The sequence below is a fragment of the Amycolatopsis sp. lyj-84 genome, assembly GCF_046549075.1.
Taxonomy (GTDB): domain Bacteria; phylum Actinomycetota; class Actinomycetes; order Mycobacteriales; family Pseudonocardiaceae; genus Amycolatopsis.
This window is the reverse complement of sequence record NZ_JAJPWO010000001.1, coordinates 772,998-789,994: the sequence shown is the minus strand read 5'-3', so window position 1 is coordinate 789,994 and position 16,997 is coordinate 772,998. Positions and strand designations below refer to the sequence as shown.

Genomic DNA, 16,997 nt, shown 5'->3' with positions numbered 1-16,997 from the left:
GACATCAGACGTCGCGAAAGTGGCTTTCGCGACACGCGGGAGGGTGCTGTTACGAAAGCCTCTTTCTCAACAGCACCTTCTGGCGACCACCCGGCCAGACCTCGGTCCGGGTGGTCACGGCCCTTGACCTCCGTGCAGTGTCTTCGACCGACTCGCCGAGGCTCCGCTGAGGGTGTCGTGAACTGCGTGTTACTCGCGGGTAGTCGTTGAGGTTAACGGACTTCACTCGAACGAGCGACAGCTGTTTCATGATCATCAAATGGCGGTGACATGCCTTGTCCGGCCTTCGATGATCAGGACATCCTCCTCGGCGTGCGGTCCCCTGTCCGCACATCCCCAGCCGAGAGGATGAACACCATGAGCGACACCCGGAGCACCACCCGCCGGTGGACGAAGCGCGGTCTGGCCGCCGGCCTGCTGGCGGTGCCGATGCTCGCCGTCTTCGGTGGCTCGGCCTCCGCGGCGGAGCTGACGCCGATCGCCGAGTACCTCGACAGCACCATCGCCGGTCTCTCGGCGTCCTTGGTCCAGGCGCTCGCGACGCTGCTCGGCGTGGGCTGACCCTCGGACGTGTCAGGAAAGGGGCTTTCAGGACGAAAAACGTCTTGAAAGCCCCTTTCCTGACCTCCGTCAGACCACTTCGAAGTTCGCCATCATCGCCATGTCCTCGTGTTCGGCGTTGTGGCAGTGGAAGACGTAGCGGCCGCGGTAGCCGTCGAAGCGGGCGATGACCTCGACCGACTCGCCGGGACTCAGATCGACGGTGTCCTTGATGCCACCGTCGAACGGTCCCGGCGGGCGTCCGCCGCGCGAAAGGATCCGGAACCCCACCAGGTGCAGATGCACGGGGTGATGGATGTCGGCGACGAACCGCCAGATCTCCGCCTCGCCGAGGCGCGGGCTCGCCGACATCAGATCCGGTGAGAACGGCTCCCCACCGATCACCCAGCCCTCTCGCCCGTGGACGGTCCCGGCACGGAACGAGAACTCGCGAGTGGTCGTCGCCTGCTCGCGAGTGAGCGGCGGGATTTCGCTGAGTTTCGCCGGGACCCGGCTTTCGTCCGGCGCGCGGCGGGCGACGACGAACCGCATGACCCGAGCGGTCGGGCCGGTGCCGAGCCGGTTCACCAGGGTGACTTCGGTCCCCACCGGATACCGGCCGAAGTCGACGACGAGGTCGTACCGTTCCGCGGGCGCAATGGGCAGATGGTCGTGCTCGCGAGGTGTGTCGAGGAGGCCTTGGTCGGCGCCGATCTGGACGAAACCGCCCCCGCCGGGCGGTGGCGGATCCAGCGCCAGGTCGTAGCGGCGGGCGTTGGAGGCGTTGAGGATCCGGAGCCGGTATCGCACGGCCGCCACCTCGTGCACCGGCCACGGCGCGCCGTTGACGAGGATGACGTCACCGAAAACGCCCTCCACGTAAGCACTTTCCACTCCCGGCGTGGTCCGCAGCGTCCGATCGAGAGACGGATACGCGAAGGCGCCGTGCTCGTCGAAGGAGCGGTCGGCGATCATCAGCGGCAGTTCGCGCTCCCCGGACGGCAGCCCCAGTGACTCTTCCTCGTCGTCGCGGACCAGATGGAAACCGGCGAGCCCCCGGTACACGGCGGGACCGGTGAAGTCCATGCGATGGTCGTGGTACCAGAGGGTCGCGGCCCGTTGCCGCAACGGGAAAACGTAGTCACGCGAGCCGTTCGAGAGCCGGGCGCGGGCATCGGTCATGCCGTGCCCGGCATGACCGGCGTTCCAGCCGGACAGCGGCAGGACGAGGTCGGTCGGGTAGCCGTCGGAGTCGGCGGGCGTGTGCCCGCCGTGCAGATGGACGACGGTCGGGACGGGAAGTTCGTTGCGATGGTGGACCACGGCGGTCCGGTCCCGCCGTGATTCGATCGTCGGGCCGGGGAAGATCCCGTCATAGCCCCAGATCGGTGTCCGGACGCCCGGGAGGATCTCGGCCGTCGCCGCGCGCTGGGTGATCGTGTGGTGATCGGCGTCCGCTGTCCTTTGTGGACGCAAGACCGGCGGGATCGGCAGCGGTACCCGGAACGGCTCCGGCAAGGGGAGCCCGCTGCGCAGCAACTCGCCGGTGCCCGGCGAACCCTGCGCGAGCAGCCGGGGAGCGGTGAGCCCCGCGGCGAGGAGGACACCCGCTCCGCCGGCGAGCCCGAGGAACGTCCGGCGGGGGAGCCCGCGGCTCATCGGTCCACCCGCCAGATCCCGATGGTCGTCAGCACCACTCCGGTGACGAGGGCGACGCCGAGCGGGATGTGCAGGTCGAGCGCGCCCGCCTTCCCGGCGAGGTACTGCGCGGTCTCGCCCGCCGCGAGCAGCAGGCTGACCCAGAACAGCCAGCGCGGACCGCGGACCAGCCACAGCACCAGTGCCGCCAGAATCTGGGCGTAGGCCAGGTACGACACGGCGTCGGCGCCCCATTTGTGCAGCCAGAGCATGTCGTAGTCGCCGCCGAGATAGCCGCCGGCGAACACCGGCTGGCCGATGATCGCGACGGCGTGGGCGCTCACGAGCACCCTGTTCACCACCAGCGTCCGGCTTCGCGTAGTCACGGTTCCACTCACGCGAACGAACGTAAGAGCCGAAGCCTTATGCTGTCCAAGACAAGATCGGTTATCTGTTCATAACAGGTGAGGCATCAGCAGTGGATCTTCTGGCGCTCCGGTACTTCCAGACGGTCGCCCGGCTCGAACACGTCGGCCGTGCCGCCGAGAAGCTGCGTATCGCGCAGCCCTCGCTCAGCCGGACGTTGGCCCGGCTGGAAAACGACCTCGGCGTTCCCCTGTTCGACCGGCACGGCCGCCGGATCCGGCTCAACCGGTTCGGTGCCGCGTTCCTCCGCCGCGTCGACCGGGTGCTGGCCGAACTCGACGACGCCCGGCAGGAACTCGACGACGCCGCCGGGCTGGAACGCGGCACGGTCACCGTCGCGGCCGAAAGCCTGCTCGTCCTCACCGAACCGCTGCGCACCTTCATTCCCGGTCATCCGCTGGTGGACGTGCGGCTGTCCCAGTCGTCGGCGGAGGGGATGGCGGAAAGACTCCGATCCGGTGACGTCGATCTGTGCATCACGTCGCAACCGTTGTCCGGCGACGACATCCGAAGCCGGGTGTTGCTCGACGAAGTCGTGATGCTCTGCGTGCCGTCCGGTCACCGGCTGGCCGGACGTGGCCGCGTCGGTCTCGCGGACCTCGAAGGAGAGCCGTTCCTCACCACGCGGCCCGGTTACTGGCAGCGCGCACTCGTGGATCACCTCTTCGCGAAGGCCGGCCTCGAACTCCACATCGTCTGCGAGGGCGACGAAGCCGCCGTGCTCTTCCAGCTCATCGACGCGGGTCTCGGCGTCGCGCTCGTGCCTTCCCTCGGCCTGCGGGCCGACACCAGCCCGACGGTGGTGTGGCTCGAGGTCGACGACCCCGAATGCCGTCGCGTGCTCAGCGTCGCGTGGCGCGAGGACACGTACCTTTCCGCGGCCGCCCGGCGCTTTCGGGAGCACACCGTCGAACACTTCCGCGCACAGGCCGAAGCCGGGCCCGGTCGCTGACCAGGGCCCGGCTTCGGGAGGTGTTACGGGTTGAGCGTGACGCTGTAGGCGCTCAGGGCCTCGCCGATCGGCTGGAAGTACGAGCTTCCGCCGCCCTTGCCGGAGGTGATGCCCAGGCCGATGCTCCCGGAGAACAGGCAGCCGCCCGAGTCGCCGGGGTTGACCAGCGCGTTGGTCTGGATCAGCTGGTACACCGAGCCTTCGGCGTAGTTCACGGTGACGTTGAGCCGCTGGACCGAACCCGAGGTGAGGCGGGTGGTGCTGCCGCTCTTGCTGATCCGCTGCCCGACGGTCGCGGAACCGGCGGAGGAGATCTTCTGGGTCGAACCGTTCCACAGGGTGACCGCGCCGGGGCCGCTGCCGGAGGTGTTGCGGATCAGGCCGTAGTCGTTGGTCGGGAAGCTGGCGCCCTGCGACGGCCCGACGTTCCACTGCGAGACCGCGCGGGTGCAGTGGCCGGCGTCGAGGATGTAGTTCTGGCCGCCCTTGTTGGTGTTGAACCCGACCGAGCAGCGGGTGCCGCCGCCGGTGATGGCCTCACCGTTGTAGATCGCGGTGTGCATCTCGCCGGTGGTCCGCTCCACGCGGACCCGGTCGCCGAGCGCTTCGGCGGCCTTCACGAGGGCCTCGGAGCCCTTGGCGGCGTCGGACACGGTCAGTACTACCTGGTTGGTCTTCGGGTCGAGGCCGATCGACGTGTGCGTGACCGTGGGCAGCGCCTGCAAGGCGTTCTGCGCGCTCGAAAGCGCCGCGCTGGAGTGCTTGACCACGCGGGCCTGCGCGCCGGTCGCGGTCACCTGGTCCGCGGCGGCCTGGTCGAGCACGTTCACCACGGGCCGGGCGGAGTCGTCGAGGTAGCCGTCGGCGGCACGGGAACCGAGGGAGGCGGTGACCTTCTGCACCGTTTCGGCAGCTGCTGTCTGCGCCCGCAGGAAGTTCGTGGCGGCGGCCTGGCTGACCCCGGCGTCCGAAGCGAGGGACGTCACCGCTTCACTCTGCACGGTGGGGGAGTAGCCCTCGATGGTGGTGGCGGTGGCCGTTGATGGCGCCAGGAAGCCGATGACCGCGGCTGCGGCCACCATGGTGGTGGCGGTACGGGCTAAGGGGTTTGTGCGCATACCGGGAACTCACTTTCGCGAGGGAGGATCCAGCGCGAAGGGTGGCCGCGCTGGACGCGGTGGGTGGCCGGGCACGGCCAAGATGGCCCGGCACCGGTGATCCGGTCTCGATCATGGTGATCGTGCCGACCGGCGCGGGGTACCGACTTTCGTTGGACAGGAAGAAAGATAGGTATCGCACCGATCGGCCTACCGACCTATTCGCGCACAGCAAACGGCGCCGTAACACCGATGTGATCACACGCCCGGCCTAGAGATCGTTCTCCGTACCACAGATCCGTGTGGGGATACGGGGTTCTCTACGGGGTCGTGAGCGTTTCCCTTGTCCAGGATCAGTCGTCGAAGGCGAGCCGGGCGAAGCGTTCCCCGATGAGCCGGTGCGTGGCCGCGTCCGGATGGAGTTCGTCGGGCAGTGGCATGGCGGCCTGGTCCGCTTCGCCGTACAGGGTGAGGCCATCGAGGTAACGCAGGTTCGGATCGGTCGCGCTTCGCTCCTTGACGATGCGGGCGAGCTCGCCGCGGATCGTGGTGAGCGTCAGCTTTCCCGCGGCGGTCTCGGCGGGGTCGCCGGTGGCCTTGAACCGCAGCTTTCCGTCGCTCATCGCGACGGCGCAGGGGCCCGGCGTGTGCTCGTGAATCGCGCAGTGGATCGGCGAGACGACCAGCAGCGGCGTGGTGGGGTGCCCTTCCCGGATGGTGTCGAGGAAACCGTGCACGGCCGGGACGAACGCGCGCAGGCGCATCGCGTCGGAGTTGACGAGGTTGATGCCGATCTTGACGCTGATCAGGTCGGCGGGCGTGTCCCGCATGGCGCGGGCGGTGAACGGGTCGAGCAGCGCGCTGCCACCGAAACCCAGGTTGACCAGCTCCACCCCGGCGAGGGCCGAGGCCACGGCGGGCCACGTTCCGGTCGGGGTCGCCGCGTTGGAGCCGTGACTGATGGAGCTGCCGTGGTGCAGCCAGGTCTTGCGACCGCCGTTCTGTGCACTGTGGACGGTCGTGTCGGTGCGCAAGGCGACCAGCTGAGTGGTTTCGTCGTGCGGCAACCAGATCTCGACGTCCTTCTCGTCACCGGGCAGGCCGGCGAAGCGCAGGGTGCGCACGGGACCGGGCTGGGTTCGCATGCTGCCGTCGGTCATGTCGATGGTGAGCGTGTCGCCTTCGGCCACGCTGGCTCGTCCGGCGAGGCTCCCGTCGACGAGCAGTTCGTAGACGCCGTCGGGCCGGGGCGGCACGCCGACGTAGACCCGCTTGGTGGCGATGACGTCCAGTTCGACGAGCGTGGCCGTGGTGCGGAAGGCCAGCCGGACACCGGACGGCTGCGATTCCGCCATGGCCAGCTGGCCGTCGGGGATCTGCTGCCGGGCCCGCGCGGGCAACCGGTGGGGGAGTACGCCGCGTTCCGTGCGCTCCAGGTCGACGGCGCCGCGGACGAGGTCGGAGGTGATCGGGGTAGTGAGCATTTCCTTGTTCATTTCCTTCGGGGCCAAGCGCGCAGCAGGACGTCGAGCGCGTCGAGGATTTCGATCCAGCTTTCCTGTGAGCCGGGGGTGCTGTGACTGAAGCCGCCGACGGACTCCAGTCCGACGAAGCCGCTGAAGACACTGCCCAGCAGCCGTACGGCGTGTGTCTGGTGCGGTTCGGCCAGGTCGTAACCGCGCAGGATCGCGCGCATCAACTCGGCGTGCCGGACGCCCGCGCTGGTGACGGCCTGTTCCGGTGCGAGCCGGAACCTCGCGGCGGTGAACCGGCCCGGGTGTGCGAGGGCGTAATCGCGGTGGACGTTCGCCAACGCGATCAGCGCGTCCCGGCCTGCCAAGCCTGCCACCGCTGTCGCGGCCAGGTCGGCGAGTTCGGCCAGGGCCAGCAGGGCGATCCCGGTCTTCAGCTCGTGGGCGCTCTTCACGTGCGAATACAGGCTCGCCGTCTTGACGCCGCATCGCTTGGCGACTTCCGTCGGGGTCACCTGCTCGAAGCCGACCTCGTCGGCCATCTCCGCTCCCACCGTGACCACGCGTTCCGTGGTCAGCCCTGCTCGCACCATGTTCGCCAGCCTACCATAGTCCATTCGGGATTTGCCTAATGTGTTTAGGAAGGCAAAACCTGGGTTCGGTAGCGGCCGCCCTGACGGAAGCTGGGCGCAGCCCGAACGGAGGTGAGCGTGATGAACACAGTGGACCCGGCCCAGGCCCGGCGCGACCGCATCGAGCGCTGGAGGGGAGACCGGCGCCTGCTCGCCGGCGCGATCGTGGCCTCGGCCGTCGCCCTGGTGAGCGGATTCGTGGCCGGACACGGGTTCGGCTCCTTCGTCGAGGTGTTCCGGACCATGGCGATCGACAGCGTTTTCGACGACCGCTCCGATGGTGACCCGCCCTACGGCGTGGTGTGGGGAACCTTCGCCGTCTTCGGCGGTATCGCCGGGGTGAGCCTCGCCAATGTCGCCATGACGCGCTACCAGGGCCGCCCGTCGGGGCCGGTGTTCCCGGTCGTCCTGCTGTTCGCGGCGAGTACCCTCGGCACCTGGGAATCGTCGCGGGAGTGGCTTCCGCCGCTCGCCGTCGGCATCGCGGTCGACCCGGTCTTCCACACGGACGAGAAGTGGGGATTCTGGGGATGGCTGCTGTACTACGCGGACCGGTGGGTGCCCGCGCTCATGCTCGTCCTGACCTTCCTCGTGCTGTGGTACGCCGTCCGCGTCTCGCGCCGGTACTCCGAGATGGTCCGGACCAGGGACTGGCTGCTGGCCTACGGCCGCCGGGTGCCCGCCCGGATCGTCGACGTGAAGGTGCACGTCGGCGGGGACGAATCGGGAACCCGGGTCGTCGGCACCACCGTCACGCTGTGCTTCGTCGACGTCGCGGGGGTCCGCCACTGGGTGACCCGCCGGACCCGGGACACCACCATCGCCACCGCCGAAGTGCTGTTCGATCCGGCGTCACCGGCCGATGACAAGAAGATCTTCGTGGCGCTCCGGCGCTGCCCCGCCCTCAGCGACTGGCTGCCCGCGGCCTGAAAGTCTGGAGTCACGTTCATGTCGGCTGTCCCCGAACCCACCCGCCCCGGCCCGCTCGCCCTCGTCCGCGGATTCCTGTCCGGGATCGTCATCGGGACGACACTGTGTGCCTTCGTGGTCGGCATCATCATCGAGTACGTCCCGCTGATCATCGCCGGTCTGGGGCTGCCCGTCGTCTACGGAATCCTGCTCTACCTCGCCGGGGCGCCGCGACGCGCCCGGGAGGCGGCGATCGTCCCGGTGGTCGCGCTCGCCAAGATCGAGAGCCTGCGGGCCAGTGGCACGGAAACGGGCGACATCCCGGTCGACTTCGTCCTCACCGTCGCCCCCGACGGCGCGGCGACGTACCGCGTCAAGATCCAGCACGGCGTCAACCTGGTGGACATCCCGAACCACCGGCCCGGCGGCATCCTCGTCGTCCAGTACCCGCCGAACAGGCCGTGGAAGGCGCAGATCGTGGACCGGCCTTCGCCGGAGTGGGAGCGCCGTGCCGCCGGCGCCGTGATCGAGTCCGCTCCGGAGACCAGTCTGGTCCAAGAGCAGGCGGAGGGCTGTGGGTACGGCGCGCTCACGCTCTTCGGATTACTGCTCGGGGCGGCGCTCGTGCTGTTCCTGTTCCGCGCGGAGCTGTTCGGCCCGGAGTCGCGTACCGGGTCGGAAGAGACGCAGTCCTCGACGTCGTCCAGCGTGACCACGTCTTCGTCGGGCTCGGCCACCGTCACCGTCGGTCAATCGCTGCTGGGCGAGGGGGAGTTGCGCCGGGCGATCGACTCGCTGGCGGAGGCCGCGGACGTTTCGCAGGTGGTCACCGTGGTGATCGAAGAGCGACGGCTGACCGTGGTCTTCGCGCCGACCGACGCCCAGGTGCCGCGGTTCGACCTCCGCACCCTGGCCGTCGACGGCCTCCCGGCCCTGGTCAAGCGGGCGACGACTACGATCGACGTCGGCTCGCCGCAGACCTGGCAGGTCACGATCGTCCCGTTCGGGAACGTCGTGAGCAGCCGCGTCATCGTGACCGGTCCCGGCGGGAGCGGCTCACTCGCGGACGGTGGCTAGCGGTCGTGAGTGTGGTGATTCGGGTTAGAACCCGAATCACCACTCACGACCAACTCGACCAGGCATGCCACCCTTGCCCTTCCCCTCAACCGTCCTTACCCGCTCACGACTCGCCTGGCCGGAGTGTGACTCAGGGCTGTGCGCGGTCGCCATGCCTGGCGTCGCGAAAGCCACTTTCGGGACATCAGACGTCCCGAAAGTGGCTTTCGCGACACGTTTGACTTGCCCGTCAACAACCCGAATCGCCACTCACGACACAGCCGGACGGCGGCGCGTTCACCCGAAGTGTCCAGTCGTTGAACACTCGTCTGACGGCTGGACTTCGCCCCGTCCCGCCGGTAGACCAAGATCCCGTGACCTCTGCCAAACGCCGCCTCGCGGGCGTTCTCGCCGTCCTCTTGCTCACGATGGCCGGCACCGCCGCTCCGGCCTCGGCCGCCACGAACCTGACCGTGCTGAGCTTCAACATCTGGCTGCAGGGCTCGCACGGCGGGATCGGCTCGGTGGTGAACCAGATCCGGGCTTCGGGCGCGAACGTGGTGGCGCTTTCGGAGACCGGCGGCGGCGCCACCGAAGCGATCGCCGACGCGCTGGGCTGGCAGCACACCGAGCCCGGCTGGGACATCGACGTGATCAGCGCGCTGCCGATCCAGGACACCGACTGGAAATCGTGGAACGACACGGGCGCGCGGGCCATCACGGCGAAGATCGCCGGGGTCTGGGTCTACTCGATCCACCTGGACTACACGAAATACGGCCCGTACAACGCGTGCTTCGACAAGGACGGCGTCAGCACGATCCTCGCCGACGAGACGAACCGCCGTCGTCAGGCCGAGCAGATCGCGGAATGGACGGGCAGCAGCCCCGGCATCGTCGCCGGGGACCTCAACAGCCCGTCCCATCAGGACTGGACCGCGGCCGCCAAGTCCCGGCACTGCGGCTACGAGGTGGCCTGGCCGACGACGAAGGCGTTCACCGCTCGCGGCTTCACCGATTCGTACCGGAAGCTGCGGCCCGACCCCGTCGCCGATCCCGGCGACACCTGGTCGCCGGTGGTCAAGGACAACCAGGGCAGGCCGGAGCCGCAGGACCGGATCGACTTCGTCTTCTACCGCGGCGGATCGATCACGCCCAAGAGCACCCGGACCTTCGGCGGCGGGTCGGGCTGGCCGTCGGACCACCTGGCCGTGCTGAGCGCGTTCACGGTGTCCTGACGGGGAGTTCACGCACTCCCAGCTGCTCGAAGAGCCAGAGGATGTCCGCGTTGATCCAGTATTCCGCGATCAGCCCGTCGGCCACGCGCAGGATGTCGGTGCCGTGGAAAGAAACGCGGCGGCCCACCTGCTCTTCGTCCGCGCCGGGGAACCCGCCTCGGTAGGTCCCTTCGGCCAGCCAGCGCAGCACGAGGACGTCCCCGTCGACGATCGGTCCGATGTGGACGGTGAAGAGCAGATCCGGGAACGCCGCGCGAAGGCCGCCCACCCAGGTCTTCAGGTTCTCCCTGCCGACGGTCGCCCGCACCGGCCCGCCGTCGAGCGGGGCCGCGTGCCAGGTGAAGTCCTCGGGCACGGTGGTTTCGGTCAGCGCCAGGTCGCCGTTCCAGATCGCCACCCAGGACTCGGCCAGTTTCGCGAATTGGCCCGCCATCGTCAGTCACCGTGCTTTCCGGGCGCGGCGCTGCCGGAGTACTCGCCGAGATCGGACACCAGCTTGGTCAGCTCGGCGTCGTTGTCGTAGCGGCGCTGGTGCAGTTCGGCGATCTTCGCGGCCATCTCGGGGTCCGGGTCGTCGGTGATGTCGAACGACGCGAACTTGTCGACCAGCGGCAGTCCGACCCGGTCGGTGTTCCGGTGCGCCGGGTGGATGAGGTATTCCCAGTAGCCTTCGAGATCCTCGATCGCGAAGACGGCGCCCCATTCGTACTCACCGCCGAAATCGCGGCCGACGACGAAGGATTTCACCGAGGGGATGACCCGGCCCTGATTGCGGAGGCTTTCCAAGGCTTCCTCGACCTGTTCCGGCGAGGCGCCGGGCCGGAGGGTGAAACGGTTGCCGTGGTAGATCATCGTGCTTCCTTTCGTTTCGAGAGAAGAGCGGCGAGTGCCGCTCCGGTCGCCATCGCGATGCCGGTCGAGGTGAAGGCACCGTCGATGCCGATGGTCTGGATGAGTGGCTGGACGACGAGCGGGGACAGGAACTGCCCGAGGAAGATCCCGGTGACCAGGCCACTGAGTACCCGGCCGCGTTGCGCGGGACCGGCGAACTCGGCCAGGCGCAGGTTGAGGTTCGGGACGACGAAGCCGACGCCGAAACCACCGACGAGCAGTCCGGCCACGACCTGGACGACGGTGCCCGCCGTTCCGATGACCAGCCAGCCCGCGCCCAGGAGCGCGACGCTGACGGTGGTGATCGCCGTGGAGTTCAGGCGTTTGCGCAGGCGAGGGAAGGCGAGAGCGCCGGCGACGCTGGTCAGCGTGCTCCCGGCGACCACGGCGCCGATGGCGGCGGGACCGCTGCCGAAACCTTCCAGCAGGAACGGCAACTGCGTCGGCGCCATGTAGAAGACCAGCGTCGCGACCAGGGCCAGGACGTACACGCCGATGATGCGCCCGGGCAGCCGGGCTCGCTGGTCTTCACGCACCGTGGGATCGCTCCGCGGCGGTTCACGCAGGGAGACGGTCGCGAAGACGGCCACGATCGCCGAGGCCGAGTACATCCAGAACGGTGCCTGCCAGTTCACCGTGGCCAGCAGCCCGGCCAGCGGCAGGAAGACGACACCGCCCAGGCTCGCGAACGCCTGCTGGAGCCCGAGGAAAGATGCGCGGCCGGGGCCTTCGAACCAGTCGGTGATCAGGGTGCTGACCGCGGTCATGATCCCGCCGACGGCGAGCCCGAGCCCGGCCCGGGTGACCAGCAGCAGGGAGAGGTCGCTCACGAAGAACCCGGCCGTGCCGGTGATCGCGTAGAGCACGAGCCCGGTCAGGAGCAGCGGACGGCGCCCGACGCGGTCGGCGAAGATCCCGGACAGCGGCGCGCTGATCGCGATCGCGAGCGAGGTCACGGTCAGTGCCAGCCGCACGAGAAGTCCCGAGCCGGGCGTACCGGCGAAGACCTCCCGCATGGCGGGCAGGCTGGGCGCGATGATCGCCGCGGCCATGATGGTCAGCGTCGCCGCCGCCAGCACGGTGCCGCGGGCCAGGCGCGTCGGCGTCAAGGCGGCTGCTCGGTTCGTCACGCCACCAACCTCGCAGCGGCGCCCCCGCGCTCGCGTCGGTGAAAATCGCCTATCTCCGCGGTATGCCGACGCGGCCGGTGAGGGCGGTCGTGATCACGGCCCCTGGTAGAAATGTCCGATGCGGGATTTCTTCAAGGGTTTCCGGATGTTCGGGCAAGGCCTGGGCATCCTGCTGCGGTCACCGAGACTGCTGCTGATCGGGGCGCTGCCCGCGGTGCTGACCACGCTGCTGCTCCTCGGCGGAGTCGTCGCGCTGGCGTTCTGGATCGACGATCTTGCGCTGCTGCTCACTCCCTTCGCGGACGACTGGGACGAGGGTTTGCGGACCGCGGTGCGGGTGGCGGCGGGTGCCGCGGTGTTCGGGGTGGCGCTGGCCATCGCCATGATCGGGTTCACGGCGATCACCCTCGCCATCGGCGGGCCGTTCTACGAGCACATCGCGGAGAAGGTCGAAGACGATCTCGGCGGCGTTCCCGGCGCGGTGGAGTTGTCGGGGTGGCGGTTGCTGGTGATGGGCCTGAAGGACGGGCTGTCGCTGGTGTTGCGCTCGCTGATGTTCACGATCCCGCTCTTGATCGCGGGCTTCATCCCCGTGGTGGGCCAGACCGTCGTGCCGGTCCTGCTGGCACTGGTCACGGCGTGGTTCCTGGCGCTGGAACTGATCGCCGTGCCGTTCTACCGGCGGGGGATGGGTTTGAAGGAGCGGCGGCGACTGCTGCGCAAGCGCCGCGCGCTCGCCCTGGGGCTGGGGCTTCCCGTGTCGCTGCTGTGCCTGATCCCTTTCGCCGCGCTGATCGTGATGCCGATGGGCTTCGTCGGTGGGGTGCTCGTCGCCCGCGACGTCCTCACGGGCGATGCGGTGGATCGGCCGCTGCCGGTGACCTGAGGCCATACCGTGCCGGTTGACCGGCTGTGCAGGGTTCGTGTCCCGGTGTGTATCCGGCACTGGTCTTGGCGCGCCGGAACGGCGAGGATGTCCGCGTCGGTGACGAGAGGGAGCGCGCGACATGGTCAAGGTGCACGGCAAGGCGGAGGCCGAGCGGATCCGCGAAGAGCTGCGCGAGCAGCGGCGGCCGTCCGGTCCGGTCGGCAAGGCCGGTCAGGTCGAGAAACCGACGGGTGAGGGTGCCGCGGCCATCGTCGCCGACGGCTCGGACCGCATCGAACTGGACCACGCGGAGATCGCGGAGGCGTTGAAGGCGCTGGACGAGCGCCAACGGGTGCTGGAGGCGCATCTGGCGGACGCCCGCGAGCTGGGAACCCCGCTGGCCGACGGCAAAGGTCCCGTGTCCGTGCCGATGCGCCGGTCGTTCGCCCGCCGGGGCGGGGCGGAGGAAGGGGGCGTGCAGGTCGCGCTCGAGTCCTATCTGGCCGAGCTCGCCGCGTTCCGTGCCGCGATCGGCCTGGTCGCCGAGCAGCACGTCCGCACCGACGAAGCGAACGCGTCCGCCGTCGACACCGTGGCGAGGGGGACCGATGGGCGGTGAGTACTACACCGACAAGCATCCGCTGAGCGCGCGGGCGCGGGCGAAGCGGCGGAGGGTGGTCCGCCGCCGCGAGGCCAACCTGAAGGAAGGCGCGCTCGGGAAGATCAACTGGGAGTGCTACGAGCACCGCCAGCTGTGGGACATGATCAAATCCGCCGAGCCGCCGAAACTGGGGGAGCAGGCGCATCGCTGGGGCGAGCTGGCCAAGGGTGTCGACACGGCGACCGCCGAGGTCCGCACCATCGTGCAGAAGCTGTTGCTCTCCTGGCGCGGCCTGTCTTCGGCGCAGGCCGCCGAGTCCGCGCACCGTCTCACCGCCTGGGCCAGCGAGGCCGCGCAGAACTCCCGGCAGATCGGCGACGGGCTCGACGCGTACACCTCGGCGATCACCGAAGCGCGCCGGAAGATGCCGGAGCCGGTGCACTACGACGCCGAGCGCTGGTTCCGCGAGGGCTACGCGGTGAAGGCGCTCGACGGACCCAACGGCGCGTACATGATGGACGACCTCCTCGACGACAAGCTCCCGACCAAACGCGAGGCGGACCGGGCCAAGGCCGAAGCCGTCCGGGTGATGGACCAGTACGAAGAGGCCAGCCAGGGCGTCCGGCACCGGTTGCCGCCGATGTTCGAGGCCCCGCCGAAAGCGGCCGAAATCCAGGCGCCACAGCCACTTCCCGCTCGGCCCATCGCACCTGTCGTGCCCGTGCCGCCCCGGCCCGAGCCTGTTCCGCCGCGCCCGGTCCCGGTTCCCTCACCGGAGACCTCGGGACCGGACGTCGTGAACCCCGACGACAGTGCCACGTACGCGGCCTCGGCCGGAGTCGTGGACCTCCCGTCCGGAGGGACGACCGGGGTGAGCGGGCCTGGCTCCTCCCTGCCAGGTGGCGTTCTCTCCGTCGAGGACGCCGCCAGGAGCGGCCGAGGGACCGGCGCGGGTTTCGCGGGCGGTTTCGGTGGCGCGGCCGCTCCGGCCGCCGGAGGATTCGGCCAGGGCGCCGCGGGTGCCCGCGGTGGCGCCGGGGGAGCGGGTTTCGGCATGTACCCGCCGATGACCGGCAGCCAGCGGGAAGAGGACAAGGAACACCGCGACCGCTACGGCAGCGGATACGACCTCCTCGACGATCTCCCGCCCGCCTATCCGCCGGTGTTCGGCGAATGAGCGGCTACCGTGCCGAGCCGGAGCGACTGCGGGCGCTCGCGCGGCAGTTCGAAGACGTCGCGGAGGACCTGGGCGACGCCGCGCGGCTGACCGAAGGCGTCGCCGCGGGCGATCTGGGCCCGCCCGGGATCGCGGCCGCCCTCGACGGGCTGATCCGGCCTTGGTCGGGTTCCCTCGCCGCGGCACACGCCGAGTTCGCCGGTGCGGCGGCTGGGATCCTCACCGCGGCGAAGTCCTATGAGGACACCGACGACGACGCCGTCCGGGCACTGCGGCGTGCGGACGGGGGTCCCTGATGCCCGGGTTCAGGGGTCTCGGTTTCGACCCTGTTCAGGGCGACGCGGACGCCGTCGCGGCCGCTGCCCAGCGGTGTTCGGAGGCGGCCGCGAAACTCGACGCGGCGACCGTCATCCGGATCGAAATGCCGCGTGAATGGGAGGGGGACGCTTCCGGAACCGTCGCCGCCCGTGCCGCCGCAGCGAGGACGGTGCTCGAACCCGCGCCTGCCGTCCTTCGTGCCACGGCGGACATCCTCACCGCATGGGCGGGCATGGTCGTCGCCGGAGTACGGCGCGCCGAGCAACTCGACCGGCGGGCCGTGACGCTGCGGCGCGCGCTCACCGACGCGGAGGACGCCGTCGAGATCGCGGAAACGGCCGTCCAGTTCGCCGCCGGCGGCGCGGTGGCACAGGCCGAACTCACGGCGGCGAAAGCGCGACACGAGGACGTGCGGCGTGAACTGGACCGCGTCCTGGAGCAAGCCCGTGCGCTGGAAGCGGCTCACCGGGCCGAAGCGTCGCGCGTCGAAGGCCGGCTGAGGGCGCTCGGCGAGCCCGGAACAGCCTTGGGTGAGACGCCGGACGGCACTGCGTCTTTCGCGGAAGTCACCAGTGGCATGGAACGATTCTCCTCGCTGGGCAAAGAACTCGCGGCCTCGCTGGCCCGCGCTCCCGGTCCGGCCCTCACCCCGCCGTCCGGCGCGGTCGGTGCTTTCGCGGCGGCCGTTTCCCTGGGTGGCCGGTGAAACTCACCGCGGTCCCGGGAATCACCCCGGTCTCCCTGGCGTCGGTGGAACGCACGACGGCCGAACTGCACGCGCTGCTCATCCGGCTCCGCGGCCCGGACGCCGAACGCGACCTCGGGCTGGAGTCCGCCGCGATCCAGGCCGCCGAACGCGCCCACGAGCACCGCGCGGGACTGCTGGCGATCGCCGAGCATCGTGACGCCGACCCGGCGTTGCTGCTCGCCGGGTCGATCCCCGTCGAACGACCGCTGGGTGTCGAGGCCGCCGCGGAACTGAGCTGGTTCGCCGCCGACACCACGCCGGGGATTCGCGAGGTCAGCACCGCGACGACGGCTCGCGGATATCCGGTGGTGATCGTCGAGCGCATCGCCGTGGACGGGCCGGGCGCTCAGTTGCAGGCCGTCGTGCTCGACCCGGAACGCCCGCGCGTCGCGGTGTTCACCCTGCACTCGCCCGGTGGCCGCGGCTGGCTGGACGTCGCCGCGCTCGCGGGCACCCTCGTCGCGGGGGTGGACCTCAGTGCTCCAGCGCGCGTTCCCTGAACTCCCGGGGTGTTTCCCCGACAGCTTTCCGGAAGGAACGCGAGAAGTGGGCCGCGCTGGCGAAGCCGCAGTCCTTGGCGATCTCGGCGATCCCCCGCGCGGCCTTCGCCGGATCCGCCAGCAGGGTCTTCGCCCGCTCGACCCGCAACCCCTTGATCCGTTCGGAGATGCCCTGACCGTCGTCGAACAGCTGGTAGAGCCTACGTCGCGAGATGTAGAGCGCCTCGGCCACCTGATCCGCGCTCAACGAGGGATCGGCGAGATGGTCGCGCATGTACCGGACGGCCTCGCGTCGGCGGGTTGCGAGAGCGTCGGCGCGGTTGAGCTCGGCCCGCAGCACACTGCGCAGCACCAGTTCCGCGAGTCCGCGCAGATGGTGCGCGAGGCCATGCGGATCGAGCGACGAGCCGACCGCGAGGACATGGGCGATCGAGCTGGAGAACAACGTTCGCAGCGGCGCGTCGACGTCGACGGGGCGGAACATCAGCGGGCGCAATTCGGTGAAGGACAACGAGAGTTCCGCCGCCGGAAGGGTCAGCATGACGACGCCACGCCTGCCGGGCGCTTCGCCGTCGTGTCCGCCGACCGGCAGCACGTGCAGGACACAGCCCGCGAAGCCGAGTTTCGCGCCCTCTTCGGCGACAGCCCGTGGAACCGTGCACCGCAGGAGAAGCTGGATGCCGTCCGGGCCGGTCTTCCGGTCGCCGAGGATGGCCGCACGCGCCGCCGCGGCGCCGGAGGCGCGGACGATCAGCTGTCCGGTCGCGACTTCTGGTTCGGTCATGGGCACCGTTCGCGGATTCGTCG

General features: G+C 69.7%; 20 protein-coding genes. 11 read left to right on the top strand and 9 right to left on the bottom strand.

The window, feature by feature from the left end:
* The first annotated feature begins 357 nt into the window (after window positions 1–357).
* Window positions 358–561, top strand: a complete 204-nt coding sequence (locus ACLJRM_RS03930) for a hypothetical protein (protein WP_101613235.1) — start codon at window positions 358–360, stop codon at window positions 559–561.
* Between the two features lie 69 nt (window positions 562–630).
* Here ACLJRM_RS03930 and ACLJRM_RS03925 read toward each other — a convergent pair whose 3' ends face one another.
* The gene (locus tag ACLJRM_RS03925) at window positions 631–2,199 is read right to left on the bottom strand and encodes a multicopper oxidase family protein (protein ID WP_410662289.1); all 1,569 of its coding nucleotides are present in this window, start codon (window positions 2,197–2,199) and stop codon (window positions 631–633) included.
* Window positions 2,196–2,576 (bottom strand): hypothetical protein, encoded by a 381-nt coding sequence (locus ACLJRM_RS03920; RefSeq protein ID WP_410662288.1) that lies wholly within the window; start codon window positions 2,574–2,576, stop codon window positions 2,196–2,198. The genes ACLJRM_RS03925 and ACLJRM_RS03920 overlap by 4 nt, the downstream gene beginning before the upstream one ends.
* Window positions 2,577–2,656: 80 nt before the next feature.
* Here ACLJRM_RS03920 and ACLJRM_RS03915 point away from each other — a divergent pair, with 80 nt between their 5' ends.
* Window positions 2,657–3,556: a LysR family transcriptional regulator gene (locus ACLJRM_RS03915; protein ID WP_410662287.1), complete on the top strand. Its 900-nt coding sequence runs from the start codon at window positions 2,657–2,659 to the stop codon at window positions 3,554–3,556.
* Between the two features lie 23 nt (window positions 3,557–3,579).
* On the opposite strand, the gene ACLJRM_RS03910 is transcribed toward ACLJRM_RS03915, so the two are convergent.
* The 3 genes from ACLJRM_RS03910 to ACLJRM_RS03900 form a co-directional block, all read right to left on the bottom strand.
* A complete protein-coding gene (locus ACLJRM_RS03910) occupies window positions 3,580–4,638 on the bottom strand; it encodes a S1 family peptidase (RefSeq protein WP_233223141.1) in 1,059 nt (352 codons plus the stop codon).
* A 368-nt stretch (window positions 4,639–5,006) separates the two neighbouring features.
* A complete protein-coding gene (locus tag ACLJRM_RS03905) occupies window positions 5,007–6,137 on the bottom strand; it encodes an SGNH/GDSL hydrolase family protein (RefSeq protein ID WP_410662286.1) in 1,131 nt (376 codons plus the stop codon).
* 8 nt (window positions 6,138–6,145) lie between these two features.
* On the bottom strand, window positions 6,146–6,718 hold the full coding sequence (locus ACLJRM_RS03900; RefSeq protein WP_410662285.1) for a TetR/AcrR family transcriptional regulator: 573 nt from the start codon (window positions 6,716–6,718) through the stop codon (window positions 6,146–6,148).
* Window positions 6,719–6,838: 120 nt separating this feature from the next.
* On the opposite strand from ACLJRM_RS03900, the gene ACLJRM_RS03895 reads away from it, so the two are divergent.
* The 3 genes from ACLJRM_RS03895 (at window position 6,839) to ACLJRM_RS03885 (ending at window position 9,957) form a co-directional block, all read left to right on the top strand.
* Entirely contained in the window at window positions 6,839–7,687 is an 849-nt protein-coding gene (locus ACLJRM_RS03895; protein WP_410662284.1) for a hypothetical protein, read from the top strand.
* 18 nt (window positions 7,688–7,705) lie between these two features.
* Window positions 7,706–8,743, top strand: coding sequence for a hypothetical protein (locus tag ACLJRM_RS03890; RefSeq protein WP_101608384.1), 1,038 nt, complete (start codon window positions 7,706–7,708; stop codon window positions 8,741–8,743).
* A gap of 353 nt (window positions 8,744–9,096) precedes the next feature.
* Complete coding sequence (locus tag ACLJRM_RS03885) at window positions 9,097–9,957, top strand: endonuclease/exonuclease/phosphatase family protein (protein ID WP_101608383.1); 861 nt, start codon at window positions 9,097–9,099, stop codon at window positions 9,955–9,957.
* On the opposite strand, the gene ACLJRM_RS03880 is transcribed toward ACLJRM_RS03885, so the two are convergent.
* Genes ACLJRM_RS03880 through ACLJRM_RS03870 form a run of 3 tightly spaced genes read right to left on the bottom strand, consistent with a single transcriptional unit; the run spans window position 9,944 to window position 11,978 of the window.
* Window positions 9,944–10,390 (bottom strand): ester cyclase, encoded by a 447-nt coding sequence (locus ACLJRM_RS03880; protein WP_101608382.1) that lies wholly within the window; start codon window positions 10,388–10,390, stop codon window positions 9,944–9,946. The genes ACLJRM_RS03885 and ACLJRM_RS03880 overlap by 14 nt on opposite strands.
* Window positions 10,391–10,392: 2 nt before the next feature.
* Window positions 10,393–10,809 (bottom strand): Dabb family protein, encoded by a 417-nt coding sequence (locus tag ACLJRM_RS03875; protein WP_410662283.1) that lies wholly within the window; start codon window positions 10,807–10,809, stop codon window positions 10,393–10,395.
* The gene (locus ACLJRM_RS03870) at window positions 10,806–11,978 is read right to left on the bottom strand and encodes an MFS transporter (RefSeq protein WP_410662282.1); all 1,173 of its coding nucleotides are present in this window, start codon (window positions 11,976–11,978) and stop codon (window positions 10,806–10,808) included. The genes ACLJRM_RS03875 and ACLJRM_RS03870 overlap by 4 nt, the downstream gene beginning before the upstream one ends.
* 118 nt (window positions 11,979–12,096) lie before the next feature.
* Between ACLJRM_RS03870 and ACLJRM_RS03865 the strand changes: the two genes are divergently transcribed.
* From ACLJRM_RS03865 to ACLJRM_RS03840, 6 genes are all read left to right on the top strand, one after another.
* Entirely contained in the window at window positions 12,097–12,864 is a 768-nt protein-coding gene (locus ACLJRM_RS03865; protein ID WP_101608379.1) for an EI24 domain-containing protein, read from the top strand.
* Window positions 12,865–12,985: 121 nt separating this feature from the next.
* Window positions 12,986–13,465 carry a hypothetical protein gene (locus tag ACLJRM_RS03860; RefSeq protein WP_410662281.1) on the top strand — a complete coding sequence of 160 codons (480 nt, stop codon included), beginning with the start codon at window positions 12,986–12,988 and terminating at the stop codon, window positions 13,463–13,465.
* Complete coding sequence (locus tag ACLJRM_RS03855; protein ID WP_410662280.1) at window positions 13,455–14,624, top strand: PPE domain-containing protein; 1,170 nt, start codon at window positions 13,455–13,457, stop codon at window positions 14,622–14,624. The genes ACLJRM_RS03860 and ACLJRM_RS03855 overlap by 11 nt, the downstream gene beginning before the upstream one ends.
* Window positions 14,621–14,920: a hypothetical protein gene (locus ACLJRM_RS03850; protein WP_410662279.1), complete on the top strand. Its 300-nt coding sequence runs from the start codon at window positions 14,621–14,623 to the stop codon at window positions 14,918–14,920. Before ACLJRM_RS03855 ends, ACLJRM_RS03850 begins: the two co-directional genes overlap by 4 nt.
* The gene (locus ACLJRM_RS03845) at window positions 14,920–15,648 is read left to right on the top strand and encodes a hypothetical protein (protein WP_410662278.1); all 729 of its coding nucleotides are present in this window, start codon (window positions 14,920–14,922) and stop codon (window positions 15,646–15,648) included. Before ACLJRM_RS03850 ends, ACLJRM_RS03845 begins: the two co-directional genes overlap by 1 nt.
* The gene (locus ACLJRM_RS03840; RefSeq protein WP_410662277.1) at window positions 15,645–16,190 is read left to right on the top strand and encodes a hypothetical protein; all 546 of its coding nucleotides are present in this window, start codon (window positions 15,645–15,647) and stop codon (window positions 16,188–16,190) included. The genes ACLJRM_RS03845 and ACLJRM_RS03840 overlap by 4 nt, the downstream gene beginning before the upstream one ends.
* On the opposite strand, the gene ACLJRM_RS03835 is transcribed toward ACLJRM_RS03840, so the two are convergent.
* The gene (locus tag ACLJRM_RS03835; RefSeq protein WP_410662276.1) at window positions 16,165–16,974 is read right to left on the bottom strand and encodes a helix-turn-helix transcriptional regulator; all 810 of its coding nucleotides are present in this window, start codon (window positions 16,972–16,974) and stop codon (window positions 16,165–16,167) included. The two genes, ACLJRM_RS03840 and ACLJRM_RS03835, sit on opposite strands and share 26 nt — an antisense overlap.
* Window positions 16,975–16,997 lie beyond the last annotated feature (23 nt).

Excerpts from the sequence above, each read along its gene's own strand:
- ACLJRM_RS03880 (WP_101608382.1), bottom strand. The coding sequence starts at position 10,390 with ATGGCGGGCCAATTCGCGAAACTGGCCGAGTCCTGGGTGGCGATCTGG.
- ACLJRM_RS03865 (WP_101608379.1), top strand. The coding sequence starts at position 12,097 with ATGCGGGATTTCTTCAAGGGTTTCCGGATGTTCGGGCAAGGCCTGGGC.
- ACLJRM_RS03930 (WP_101613235.1), top strand. The coding sequence starts at position 358 with ATGAGCGACACCCGGAGCACCACCCGCCGGTGGACGAAGCGCGGTCTG.
- ACLJRM_RS03860 (WP_410662281.1), top strand. The coding sequence starts at position 12,986 with ATGGTCAAGGTGCACGGCAAGGCGGAGGCCGAGCGGATCCGCGAAGAG.
- ACLJRM_RS03925 (WP_410662289.1), bottom strand. The coding sequence starts at position 2,199 with ATGAGCCGCGGGCTCCCCCGCCGGACGTTCCTCGGGCTCGCCGGCGGA.
- ACLJRM_RS03910 (WP_233223141.1), bottom strand. The coding sequence starts at position 4,638 with ATGGTGGCCGCAGCCGCGGTCATCGGCTTCCTGGCGCCATCAACGGCC.
- ACLJRM_RS03895 (WP_410662284.1), top strand. The coding sequence starts at position 6,839 with ATGAACACAGTGGACCCGGCCCAGGCCCGGCGCGACCGCATCGAGCGC.
- ACLJRM_RS03900 (WP_410662285.1), bottom strand. The coding sequence starts at position 6,718 with ATGGTGCGAGCAGGGCTGACCACGGAACGCGTGGTCACGGTGGGAGCG.
- ACLJRM_RS03835 (WP_410662276.1), bottom strand. The coding sequence starts at position 16,974 with ATGACCGAACCAGAAGTCGCGACCGGACAGCTGATCGTCCGCGCCTCC.
- ACLJRM_RS03875 (WP_410662283.1), bottom strand. The coding sequence starts at position 10,809 with ATGATCTACCACGGCAACCGTTTCACCCTCCGGCCCGGCGCCTCGCCG.
- ACLJRM_RS03905 (WP_410662286.1), bottom strand. The coding sequence starts at position 6,137 with ATGCTCACTACCCCGATCACCTCCGACCTCGTCCGCGGCGCCGTCGAC.
- ACLJRM_RS03890 (WP_101608384.1), top strand. The coding sequence starts at position 7,706 with ATGTCGGCTGTCCCCGAACCCACCCGCCCCGGCCCGCTCGCCCTCGTC.
- ACLJRM_RS03850 (WP_410662279.1), top strand. The coding sequence starts at position 14,621 with ATGAGCGGCTACCGTGCCGAGCCGGAGCGACTGCGGGCGCTCGCGCGG.
- ACLJRM_RS03855 (WP_410662280.1), top strand. The coding sequence starts at position 13,455 with ATGGGCGGTGAGTACTACACCGACAAGCATCCGCTGAGCGCGCGGGCG.
- ACLJRM_RS03845 (WP_410662278.1), top strand. The coding sequence starts at position 14,920 with ATGCCCGGGTTCAGGGGTCTCGGTTTCGACCCTGTTCAGGGCGACGCG.